A 12,344-nucleotide genomic window follows, 5' to 3' on the forward strand; every position below is an offset into this window, starting at 1 on the left:
CTGATATGGACGTAAAAGACAGCAACGGCACCCTGCTCGCCGAGGGCGACTCGGTCACGCTTATCAAGGACCTGAAGGTGAAGGGCTCCTCGCAGGTGCTCAAGCGCGGCACGCTGGTGAAGAACATTCGCCTGACCAATAGCGCCGGTGAAATCGAAGGCCGGGCCGGGGGCACCACGATGGTACTCAAGACGGAATTTTTGAAGAAGGCGTAAGCCGGTATTTATTGCCCCCAGACGCCAAGCGCCCCGGCCGGATTCGGTTGGGGCGCTTTCATTTGTGCCAAGGCCGTTGCATTAGGCAAGTCACGCCCCGTCGTTTTACTTGACGGAGCTATCCGGCTAACTACCAAACCCATACAATCGCAACTTAACCAACTCTGGTATCGGAAGGCTCCTATTGTCCTGCTTCTGATAGCAGCATGGCCTAAATCATAATAGTTCCCGCCCAACCCATCGACACAATCCATTATATATTATAATAATTACAACATTTATTTTTATTTTATTTATATAAAATATATAATAATGGCTAACTATGCCCTGTCAATATTTTTCACATAACCCCAACCAGTATTATGAAGATTGGATACATGTTGTGTTTTGCCGGGAGCGGGCTGCTTCTGGCCTCACACGTCTACGGGCAGCAGAACACCAGCCAGGTGCTGCAAACCGGCAATACCAACGAGGCCGCAGTGACGCAGACCGGTACCGGCAACGCCTCAGAGGCAGCACAGACCGGCAACCGCAATGGGCAGAATGTCACGCAAGTTGGCTATTACAACCAGCAAGAAGGTACGCAGACCGGCAACCGAAACCTGGTGAGCGTGTTGCAGGGCAGCGCCAGCGAGGCCAAGGCCTGGGCCACCCAGACCGGCAACGATAACCGCATCCGACAACAGCAGACAGAAGTGGTAGCCGGGACAGAAGCCCGGGCCACGCAGACCGGCAACCGCAACGCTATCAGCCAGGAGCAAACGTCCCGCCTGGGCAGCCACGCGCTGCTGGCTACGCAGACCGGCAATGACAACCGGGTGACGCAGGTGCAGCTGGGCTACGGGCAAGTGGGGACGGCGCTGCAAACGGGCAACGCCAACCGCTCGACGCAAAACCAGTACGGTGGGCGCAGCATGACTACCTACGTGGAGCAGCTTGGGGACTACAACGTGAGCCGGCAGGAGCAGTCGGGCCGCAACCTGGACGGACGCATCAGCACTACCGGCGACGGTAACCGGGCCGAGCAAAATCAGTTCGGCACGGAGCAAAACGCCCTGATTACGCAACTTGGCGACGACAACCGCGCCCGGCAAGAACAAAGCGGCACCCGGGTCAACGCCACCATTACCCAACTCGGCGACGCCAACCGCTCCGTGCAGACCCAGGCCAACGAGGACATGCGGGCCACGGCTACGCAAACCGGCAACCGTAACCGGGCCGAGCAAACCCAGGCCAATTCCACGGGCACCAACGTGGGCGTGTCCGAAGCCACCATCGAACAGGACGGCGACCAGAACCGGGCCCGGCAACAGCAAAACGGCAGCCGCAATACCGCCACCATCGAGCAGGACGGCAACCAGAACACGGCCCGGCAGCGGCAAGACGGCTTTTACGATTCGGCCACTACTTACCAGACCGGCACGGAGCATTTCAGCTCCATCGTGCAAACCGGCGGCGGGGCCAACAATGCCTCGGTGTACCAGGGCGGCGTGGGGCAGTCCAGCGTCATCGAGCAAACCGGCGCCGTCAACCGGGCCACTGTGCACCAGGACCATCCGTAACCAGCCGGGCAGTTGCAGTTAGCCCACGAAAAAGCCGCGCCTCGGGTCCGAAGCGCGGCTTTTTCGTGGGCCGGCCGTCGGGCTACTTGCCCACCACCTTGAACAGCTGCCCGGCCGTGAGCTTGTCGGTGGTTTTCATGCCGTTGAGGATGGCCATTTCCTCGTAGCGCTTGCTCGGCACGCCGTTGGCGGCCAGGGCCGTGGCCAGGGTCTGGCCGCCTTTGGCCGTCTTGATGCGCACGCGCTCGGGCTGGCGGTTGAGCTTGTCGGCAGCGGTGAGGCGCTGGAAGCCCTGGGCCGTGCGCTGAAACTGCGGGGCGTAGGTATTGAAGGCGGCGGGCGAGGTCAGGCCGACGAGGGCGTAGATGGTCTGCCCGTCCTGGATGAGGTAGCTCAGGGTGCGGGCCGTGATGCCCTGCTGGCCGGTTTGCTGGTCCTGGCCCACCTGGTCGCCCTGGATGGCCACGGCGGGGAAGCTGTTGATGGTGGTCTTGCTGGCCTGAGCGTTCTGCAGGTTCAGCTGCTGGGCCAGGGCCTGGGCGGTTTCGTCGAGGCTTTTGTTGCCGGCGGGCAGCAGCACGATGATGGCTTTGCCGTTGGGCTCGGCCATCTGAAACTGCGAGGGCGAGTTCTGGCTCTGCCAGCCCGAGGGAATCGGGAACTGAAACTTCAGGTCAGGATGGTAAAACACGCTGTTTTCCACGAACCCTTCGCGCGGGTTGTCGCCGTAGGCCAGGCCTTCGAGCAGGCGCAGGTACTGGTCGCGGTTGACGGCCAGCTGCTTGCCGGCCTGCTGCTCGGCCTGCACGGCCAGCTTTTTCACGTTCTGGTAGCGGTCGGCGGAGTTGGGGTGGGTGCTCAGGAACGAGGGCACGCCGGCGGCGCCGCTCTGCTGCTCGGTGCGCTGCAGGGTGAGGAAGAAGTCGGCCATCGAGGCCGGGTCGTAGCCGATTTTGCTGGAGTACTTCACCCCCAGCTGATCCGACTCGTTTTCGGCGTCGCGGCCGTACTTGAGCAGGCCCAGGCCGGCTACCTGCGAGAGCGGCTCGGCAATGGAGGCTACGCGCTTGGAGAGAATGGAGCCGAGCAGAATGGCGCCGGTGGTGACGGCGGAGCGCGTCTGCTGCTTCTGGCTGTGGCGGGCGGTGATGTGGCCGATTTCGTGGCCGAGCACCCCGCTGAACTGGGCTTCGTTGTTGAAGTAGGCCAGAATGCCGCGGGTAAAGTACACGTGGCCGTCGGGCGTGGCAAAGGCGTTGATGATGGGCGAATCGACCACGGTAAAGCCTTTCACGTCGGCGGGGCGGTCGGAAATGCGGCCCATCTGCATGCCTTTCTGGTCGATGTAGCTCTGCAGCTTGGCGTTGTTGAGCAGGCCGAACTGGGCAATGACCTGCGGATCGGGCTCGGCGCCCTGCACGGGCAGGGCGGCGGCAGTAGCGGCGGGCTTGACGACTTCAGCGGCCGGCAACAACGCCAGCAGGGCGGCGGAAAGGGCGGAAGCAAGGGTTGGGAGCATGGGCGTGGGGAGGGAAAGGAGGCTGGACAGCTAACGCGCTTGCAACGAACGTACCAAGCCAAGGTTACGGCTGCCGTCCTTGCTCAGCAGCGGCGGCCTGATCGGCGGCTTCCCCTTCCCGCATGTGCTCCTCTTCGCGCTCGGCGGCGGTGGGCCGGCCGGAGCGGCGGTCGAGCCAGTCCATGACCGGGGTGGCCAGGGCGCCGTGCAGGATAATGGAGGTGAGGACGGTGAAGCCGGTAATGGCCCATAGCTGGCGGGCATCGGGGAAGAAATGCTCGTTGAGGGCGTAGGCCAGGTAGAAAAACGAGCCGATGCCGCGGATGCCGAAAAAGGAAATGACCAGCCGCTCGGGCCAGCTGAGGTGGCTGCGCCCCAGCGTGAGGATGCCCCCGACGGGCCGCAGCACCAGCAGCAGAAACAGCCCCAGCGCCGCCCCGCCGAGGGTGAGCGGGGCCAGCAGCCCGCGCACCAGCGCCCCACCGAACAAAATCAGGATGACGACGATAAGCAGGCGCTCCAGCTGATCGGTAAACTCGTGCATCTCGGTGTGGTACTCGTGGCTGCGCTCGTGGGCGCGCAGCGTGACGGCGGCCACGAACACGGCCAGAAAGCCGTAGCCGTGCAGCAGCTCGGTAGCGCCGTAGGCCGTGAGCGTGACGGCCAGGGCCACGAAGCCGTAGGCCTCGGGGTTGATGCGGATGCGGTGCGGCAGATCGAAGATCAGGAAGGACAGTACTTTGCCCGCCAGCCAGCCGGCCAGCACGCCCATAGCGGTGCGGTAGAGCACGTCCTGCAGGGCCCACTGCGTGAGCCGGGCCGTGAGGGAAGCGGCTAGGGGCAGCAGGGCCACGGCCAGGTGCACGAAGGGAAACGCGAGGCCGTCGTTGAGGCCGGCCTCGCCGGTGAGGGCAAAGCGCACGTTGTCTTCGCCGCCTTCGCCGGGCTTGCCCACCTGCACGTCGCCGGCCAGCACGGGGTCGGTGGGGGCCAGGGTGCCGGCCAGCAGCACGGCCGAGGCCAGGGTGAGGCCCGCCAGGTAGTGCGCCGCAGCCACGAAGCCGGCAATGGTGACGACCATCAGGATGAGCACCAGCCGCAGCGGGGCGCGCCAGCGGTGCAGGGAAAACTTCCGATCGATTTTCAGGCCGGTGCCGGTGAGGGCCACCGTGACGCAGAGCTCGGTGAGGTGGGTGGCAAAGGCGGAGTGGCGAACCGGGTCGGGGTCGGGCAGACCGAGGGGCAGCGAAAACACGGCCGCGCCCAGCCCCACGAACAGGATGGGGTACGAGAGCGGGTATTTGCGCAGCAACGACGGCAGCCAGGCCACAGCCAGAATGGCCACGCCCAGCACCACCAGGAGCAGATTGTAGAACGGCATGCGGCAACGGGGGCGGTGTGGCTTGGGCTTACGCAGCGTCCGGATGGTGGGATATCACGCGGCATTGATTCAGCCCCAGGCCAGGCCGGCTGACCTTCTTGCTTTCGTGCAATAATCAGGTGGCAGCGGACCGTCCTGTAGCCGGTGGTTTGGATATAGGCACCATATAGGCACTCCGAACTCAGGGCTAAGGCAGCGCAGCGGGAAAGTGCTATTGGGCCGTATCATTCGGCCGCTGACTGCCGGCTGGTAAAAGAGTACCGGCCTTGGGATATACCCGGAGCAAGTACCGGGTACGGCCGCAGGCGGTGGGGCCCGGCCCCGCAAACGTTTCCGTAGATAAACCGGCTGGCAGGCTGGCATATGCCGGGCCGGGCGGGCCATATTTGACTACCCGCTCCCTGTGGTCGGGCGGGCGCTGCGGCGCCGCGCCGGGCCGCTGCGGCACCGGTCGGTTTCGGCCGGGGTGCCCCTCTCCTTTTCTGCTGCTTTCGTGTCGCCGGTGCGCCCTGTGCCCGGGCGCATGGCCGTGCCTTGCCCGGCCGCTTGCCGCAGCTGCCGGCGCCGGCCGGTTTTGCCTCCGCTCCTACTCAACCTAACCCCTTCCCACCCATGAAGAGACTCCTACTGCTCTTCGCTCTGGGCTGGCTGGCCACCGCGGCCGGCTACGCGCAGCGCATCTCCCCTTACATCGCCGGGCAGAACGCCTGGCTGCCCAAGGGCTACGGCGGTGCCGTCTACAACGGGCAGCTCGACCAGCTCTGGCCGGTGGTCCGCAAGTCCAAGGTGCAGATGGTGCGCATCGGCGGCAACGGCGTGGAGTTCAACATGCCCACGCCGGCCGAGTACCTGGCGCTGATCGACTCCATCCGGGGCATCGGGGCCGAGCCCATGGTGCAGGTGAGCCAGGGCCGCGGCAAGTACACCGCCCAGCAGGCAGCGGCCGTGGTCGACTACGTGAACCGGCAGATGGGGCGCGGCGTGAAGTACTGGATTATCGGCAACGAGCCCAACCTGGCCGGCTCGCACACCACCGTGAGCGTGGCGGGCGTGGAGGCCTACATCAAAAGCTGGGCCTCGGCCATGAAGCAGGTGGACCCGGGCATCCTCATCGTGGGGCCGGAAACCTCGTTTTACGACACCAGCTACCTGAACCCACTCATCGGCGGGGCCAACGACATTACCGGGCAGGACGCCAACGGCAACTACTACGTCGACATCGTCACCTTCCACTCCTACCCCTTCAGCGGCACCCAGACGCGCAGCCAGGTGCTGAACGCGGCGGGCACGATTTCGGGCAACGTGGACCGGCTGCTGACCCTGATGAGCGCGGCCAACGCCCTGCACAACCGCACCGGCGCGCACGCCCTGCAGTGGGCCGTGACGGAGTTTAACCTCGACTACAAAAACCCCACGGACAACGGCGTGGCCGGGCTGGGCGTGCACGGCTTCCTAAACGGGCAGTACTGGGCCGAAGTATTCGGCGTGGGCATGCAGAAGGGCGCCGTGACGATGATGCCCTGGTCGATTCACGAGGGCAACGGCGCCCGCGGCGAGGGTGATTTGGGCTACCTCGACGGCTCGGGCGCCGGCATCAAACCCCGCTCGGCCTACTACCACGAAATGCTGGTGGCCGAGAACCTGCGCGGCACCTTCCTGCCGGCCACCGACAACCAGGCCGAGGTATCGGTGCTGGGCAGCCGGCACGGCGACACCACGGCGGTGCTGGTGCTCAACAAAAGCAACACGACCGACTTCGACTTCACCGTGCAGCTGTCGGGGGCCGCGGTGCCGGGCGCGGCGCCGCTGAAAATCAACGTACCGGCCGGTATCGGGGCCAGCTACTCGGATAAGATCTACGGGCAGTCGACGCTGGTGCTGCTCTTCGACGGGCAGGGCCAGCTGACGCGCAAAATCGTGTATTCGCTGCAGCACGCGGCCAATACCCTGCCGCCGACCTACCTGCGGCCGGGCCAGCAGGTGACGCTGGCGGCCTTCGCGGCCGACAAAACCTTTACCTGCGTGGCGCCCGAGCAGGTGACGTACTCGGCCTCCGTATTGGGCACCTACAGCGCGCTGAGCTGGAACTTCGGTGCCGACGCGACGCCGGCCACGGCTACCGGTATCGGCCCCTTCGCGGTGAGCTACGCCACGGCGGGCCCGAAATCGGTGACCATGACCCTGCAGAACGCCGATACGACCATCGTGGTGAGCAAGCCCGACTACGTGCAGGCCAGCGCCTGCGTGCGCACGCCCTTCGCGGGCACGGCGCCGGTGGTGCCGGGCGTGATTAAGGCGGTGGAATTCGACAACGGCGGGCAGAACGTGGCTTACTACGACTCGGACGCGGCCAACCGCGGCGCGGCGCTGAACCCCAACGTGCCCCGGCCCACTGAGTCGGTGGACACGGAACTGGGCGACGGCGGCATCGGCAACATCGGCTACTCGGCCTCGGGCGAGTGGCTGAAGTACACGGTGAACGTGCAGCGCACCGGCCTCTACAAGCTCACGGTGCGGGTGGCGGCCTCGGCGGCCGGCGGCTCGCTGCGCCTCTGGGCCGACGGCGTCGACAAAACCGGCGTCATCACCGTGCCGGTGACGGGCGGCTTCGGGGTGTACCAGGACCTGGTCATCAGCAACGTGTACCTGGAGGCCAACCCGGCGGCCACGCTGAAGTTTGACCTGGTGACCAGCTCGTTTAACTTCTCCAAGCTCAGCTTCGAGGAGCAGGCCCCGGCCGGCATCGTGGTGAACCGGATCTACAACGCCAGCTCCACGCCCGACGGGATGTCGGACGCGGTGGAGCTGCTGGTGACCAAGGACCACCAGGATTTGCGCGGGCTCATTGTGAAGGACTTCGAAACCAACCTGACCTCGGATGCGGGCGGCAAGTACCAATTCAAGGATCAGGCCCTGTGGAAGGACGTGCGCATCGGCACGACCATCGTGCTGCGGCGGCTGGCTGCGGGCATTACGGGCTACGCCGAGGACCTGGATGCGGCCGACTACAAGCTGGATCTGCTGCTGGAAAACGGCACCTACCTCACGAACCTGGCGCCCGGCAACAGCTTCAACCTGACCAACACCGACATGGTGCTGCTCAAGACCGGCGCGGCGGCCGGCACGGCGGGGGCGGTGCACGCCTTTGCCACGGGCAGCTCGAACACGGCCTTGTTCAACGCCGTGACCTCGCCCAAGCTGGTGTCGGCCTCGATTACCAACACCGGCGCGTTTCAGTACCCGCTCAGCGCCACGCAGACCGGGGCCGACTACGACGGGGTGAAGGCCCAGCCCTCGACCGACGCCAACCGCAACTGGGGCAACGGCTACGGCGCCGCTAACATTGCCTACATCCAGAGTTTGCGCAACGCGGCCTTCACGCCCCCGGGCATCGTGGTGAACCGCGTCTACAACGGCTCGAACGACGGCGTGGGCACCTCCGACGCGGTGGAGCTGCTCGTAACCCAGGACCACTACGACGCCCGCAACCTGGTGGTGAAGGACTTCGAAACGAACAACACGGCCGACAACGGCGGCAAGTACCGTCTGAACAACGTGGCTTTCTGGCAGGACCTGCGCCAAGGCACCACCATCGTGCTGCGCCGCCTCAGCTCCGGCATTGCGGGCTACCAGCAGGACACGGACGCGTCGGATTTCACGCTGGATATGCTGCTGGAAAACACCGGCTACCTGACCAACCTGGCCACGGGCAACTCCTTCAACATCACGCAGTACGACATGGTGCTGCTCAAGACCGGCACGGCCGCCGGGGTGAGCGGGGCCATCCACGCCTTTGCCACCAAGGGCGGCGGCTCCAACGGGGTGCCCTCGGCCCTGTTCAATTCGGTGGTGGCGCCCAAGCTGACCTCGCCCGACGGCACCGACGCGGGCGGCGGCACTTTCCACTACCCGCTCAACCCCGAGCAGCAGCTCACCGATTACGCCGGGGCCAAGGGCGCGCTGTCGAAGAGCACCGCCCTCAACTGGGGCTACGGCTTCGGCGCGGCTAACGTGGCCTACATCCAGAGCCTGCGCAACGCCGCGCTGCCCGCCCCCACGGCCCTGACGGCCACGACCAGCGGCAACCGCGTGACGCTGAGCTGGACCGACAACGCCACTGACGAAACCGGCTACGAAGTGCAGCGCAGCCTCGACGGCGTGAGCTACGCCGCCCTGACCACCGTGGGCACCGACGCCAGCCGCTTCGTGGACAGCTGCCGCAGCTACGCCACCCGCTACTACTACCGCGTGCGCACCACCGGCCAGGACCTAGCCTCGGCCTTCGCGCCGGCCGCGAGCGTGCTGACCGACGCCCGCCCGGCCATCGTGCTGCCGGCCCTGCGCGGGGAGTGCAGCGTGACAGCCTCGGCTCCGACTACCGCCGACCTCTGCGGCGGCACCGTGGCGGCCACCACCGCCGACCCGACCAGCTACGCCGCCCAGGGCAGCTACGGCATCACGTGGAGCTTTGCCTTCGCCGATGGCAGCACGGCCACGGCCACCCAGCAGGTGCTGGTGCAGGACCAGACCGCGCCCACCGTGCGCACCCGCAACCTCACCGTACAGCTCGACGCCAACGGCCAGGCCAGCATCACGGCGGCTGATATCGACAACGGTTCTGCTGACGCCTGCGGCCTTCAGGCCCTGGCGCTAAGCCAGACGACCTTCGACTGCAGTCACGTGGGGCCGAACCCGGTGACGCTGACCGTGACGGACGTGAACGGCAACGTAGCCACGGCCGACGCGGTGGTGCTGGTGGAAGACCACGTTGCCCCGACCGTAGCCACCCGCAACATCTCGGTGACGCTGGCCGGCGGCGCGGCTAGCATCACCGCCGCCGACGTGGACAACGGCTCGGCCGACGCCTGCGGTATTCAGGCGCTAGCGCTGAACCGCAGCCGCTTCGACTGCTCGAACCTGGGTCCGAACGTGGTGACGCTGACGGTTACCGACCGCCACGGCAACGCGGCCTCTGCCCCGGCCACGGTGACGGTTATCGGCGCGGTGCCGGCCCCGGCCATTGCCCTGAGCCGCACCGACAACACCTTCACCGGCCTGCCCGCCAATACCCTGGCCCTGGGCTACGGCGCGCAGCGCCTGACGCTGGCTGCTACCAACGGCACCTCTGCCGCCGGGGCCACCAGCTACGCCTGGACACCGGCCGCCGGGCTGAGCAGCGTCACGGCCGCCAGCCCCATCTTCACCCCGACGACGGCCGGCAGCTACACTTTCACCGTCACGGCCACCAACGAGTTCGGCTGCGTGGGCACGGCCTCGGTCACCATCGACGTCATCGACGCGCGCTGCGGCAACAGGAACGATAAGGTATTGGTGTGCCACCACGGCAACCTGCTTTGCATTTCGGCCAATGCCGTGGCCACGCACCTCGCCCAGCACGGCGACCAGCTCGGCGGCTGCGCCACGGCCGCCCGCGGCACGACGGGCAGCCAGCCGGCAGTAGTGGCAGCAGTGGCAGCAGCTGTGGGCAGCGAATTTGAGGCCTTCCCGAACCCGTTTGCCGGCCTCACCACGCTGCGCTTCCGCCCCGTCGCCTCGGGTGCCGCGCAGCTGCACATCTACAACGCCCTGGGCCAGCTGGTGACCACGCTGTACGACGCCCCGGCCGAAGCCGGCCGCGCTTACGAGGTGACGCTGGACGGCGGCCCGCTGCGTGCCGGGGTGTATACCTGCCGCCTGCTGAGCGGCGGCCAAGTGGAAACCCGGCGCGTGGTGCTGGTGAAATAAGTACCTTGGGTTTATGGTCAGATACATAACCACCACGGCGGAGAAGTAGGTACCAACCTACACTCCGCATGAAGCGACCCAAAAAACGCTGGGCCTGGAAAGCCCGGCACAAATGCCCAAACTTCAAGAACTACTGGCAACGAGGGGACGATGTGGGCTGGGTGCACCGCGAGGAAGAAAACCGCCACCGCACTCTGACGCGCAAAGCCCTGTACCGCATTGGGCAGGGTGCAGACGAAAGCCACGTAGTTTTTCCTTACTATCACCACCATTGCATCATCTGGTGGTAACTGCGAAAAAGCCCCGGCCCGCGCCGGGGCTTTTTTTGTGCGGGGCGCCGGCTTTTGCTGACCTTTGCCGTTCGCATGGACATTCAGCCCCTACTTGACCACTTCAACCAGCTCAGCGCCGAGGAGCAAACCAAGGAAGTGTACGCCCATTTCGGCCTGGCCGTGTACTTCGGGCAAGCCCTGGAGCAGCAGCTGGCCAACATGCTCATCTTCGACCAGCTCTTCCAGGTGAAGCCCGCGACGCCGGCCGAATACACCGCCATTTTCGAGGAGCACGCCGCGGCCGGCAAGCCCGCCGACATCCTGGCCGTGGCCGCCCAGCTGGCCTACCAGCTCAGCGACGAGGACCGCGACGAGCTGCGGCGCCTGCTGGTGTCGCGCCGTTTCCTGGCCGATTCCTACTTTAAGGTGCACGCCCAACGGCTATTGCAGCCCGAGCTGAAAAGCCAGATTGTGGCCGATTTCGTGGGCTTCCAAAACCGCTGCCGCCAGCTGCACGGCCAGCTGCAGCAATACCAGCAGCAGTACGTGCAGCGCACCAGCGTGGACCCCGAGCTGCTGCAGCAAACCTGGGCCACCGTGGTGCGCGACGCCCAGCGCACCCTCAGCGCCATGGCCTAAGGCTTGGCCGCCAGGTCGGACCAGCGGCGGCGCTTCTTCATGCGAAGTCCACCCGCGCCGGCGTAAGCTGCTCCCGCGCTGCCTTGGCAGCAGATTTTCAACCTCGCTTTACCGTTTTCCTTCCACCACGCATGGTGTTTTCTTCGCGTACCGGCCTGGCTTTGGCCGTATTGGCGCTGACGGCCTGCCACCAGCAACCGGCGCTGCAAAGCCGCTTCGCCCCTACCGCCCCCGTCACCGACGGGCAGGCTACGGAGTGGGACAACAGCCAGCTGCAGACCGACGAGCACAACCACCTGCAGTACCAGGTGACCAACGACGCGCGCACGGTGTACCTGCGCCTGAAAACCGGCGACCAAGCCACCCAGCGCCGCCTGATTTTCCAGGGCCTCACGGTGTGGCTCGATACCACCGGCCGCCACCAGCAGCAGTTCGGGGTGCACTTCCCGCTGGGCGGCAGCATGGGCGCGGCCATACGCCAACACGTCGAAACCGCCAACGCCGGGCCGGCTTCCCCCGCCGACTACCAGGCCCGGCTGGCGCAGGCCCTGGCCAACATGCATGAAATGCAGCTGCTCAAGTTCAAGGGCAATGCCGAGCCCACTCTGGCCGAAAACCACACCCAGCTGGGCCTGCACGCGGCGGCGGCCTTCGACGCCAGCGGCAACCTAATCTACGAGCTGGCCGTGCCCCTGCGCCTGCTCTACAAGCGCGGCTCGTCCTTCGCCCCCGACAAGAAGCCCGTGGTGGGCCTGACGCTGGTGGGCGGACAGCGCCCGGTTGGCTCCAGCAGCGGCGGCCCCGGCGGCATGAGCGGCGGCCAGCGCGGCGGCGGGCGGCGGGGCGGACCGGGCGGCCCCGGTGGCAGCGGCAAAAACCGTGGCGGCAGCGGCTCCTCGGGCCAGACGCTCAGCCTCAAAATCAGCGCCCAGTTGGCCGCGCAGTAACCCCTTCGATAACGCCGCGGCCCCGGCTACCGCACTGGTAACCGGGGCCGTTGCGTTTGGGCTG

At 66.0% G+C, this 12,344-nt stretch carries 8 protein-coding genes; 6 read left to right on the top strand and 2 right to left on the bottom strand.

Annotated features, from left to right (window positions below; translation table 11 throughout):
- The first annotated feature begins 5 nt into the window (after positions 1–5).
- Together FDY95_RS21220 and FDY95_RS21225 are read left to right on the top strand one after the other, a co-directional pair.
- A complete protein-coding gene (locus FDY95_RS21220) occupies positions 6–215 on the top strand; it encodes a zinc ribbon domain-containing protein YjdM (RefSeq protein WP_138080756.1) in 210 nt (69 codons plus the stop codon).
- Positions 216–577: 362 nt separating this feature from the next.
- Positions 578–1,777 (top strand): hypothetical protein, encoded by a 1,200-nt coding sequence (locus tag FDY95_RS21225; protein ID WP_138080758.1) that lies wholly within the window; start codon positions 578–580, stop codon positions 1,775–1,777.
- A gap of 82 nt (positions 1,778–1,859) precedes the next feature.
- Here FDY95_RS21225 and FDY95_RS21230 read toward each other — a convergent pair whose 3' ends face one another.
- Positions 1,860–3,296, bottom strand: coding sequence for a M48 family metalloprotease (locus tag FDY95_RS21230; protein ID WP_138080760.1), 1,437 nt, complete (start codon positions 3,294–3,296; stop codon positions 1,860–1,862).
- 64 nt (positions 3,297–3,360) lie between these two features.
- Entirely contained in the window at positions 3,361–4,677 is a 1,317-nt protein-coding gene (locus FDY95_RS21235) for a cation:proton antiporter (RefSeq protein WP_138080762.1), read from the bottom strand.
- A 612-nt stretch (positions 4,678–5,289) separates the two neighbouring features.
- Here FDY95_RS21235 and FDY95_RS21240 point away from each other — a divergent pair.
- From FDY95_RS21240 to FDY95_RS21255, 4 genes are all read left to right on the top strand, one after another.
- On the top strand, positions 5,290–10,422 hold the full coding sequence (locus FDY95_RS21240; protein WP_138080764.1) for a carbohydrate-binding protein: 5,133 nt from the start codon (positions 5,290–5,292) through the stop codon (positions 10,420–10,422).
- A gap of 68 nt (positions 10,423–10,490) precedes the next feature.
- On the top strand, positions 10,491–10,712 hold the full coding sequence (locus FDY95_RS21245; RefSeq protein WP_138080766.1) for a hypothetical protein: 222 nt from the start codon (positions 10,491–10,493) through the stop codon (positions 10,710–10,712).
- Between the two features lie 75 nt (positions 10,713–10,787).
- Positions 10,788–11,333 carry a hypothetical protein gene (locus FDY95_RS21250; RefSeq protein WP_138080768.1) on the top strand — a complete coding sequence of 182 codons (546 nt, stop codon included), beginning with the start codon at positions 10,788–10,790 and terminating at the stop codon, positions 11,331–11,333.
- A gap of 131 nt (positions 11,334–11,464) precedes the next feature.
- Positions 11,465–12,280, top strand: coding sequence for a hypothetical protein (locus tag FDY95_RS21255; protein WP_138080770.1), 816 nt, complete (start codon positions 11,465–11,467; stop codon positions 12,278–12,280).
- Positions 12,281–12,344 lie beyond the last annotated feature (64 nt).

This window comes from Hymenobacter jeollabukensis, assembly GCF_005771675.1.
GTDB classification, from domain to species: domain Bacteria; phylum Bacteroidota; class Bacteroidia; order Cytophagales; family Hymenobacteraceae; genus Solirubrum; species Solirubrum jeollabukense.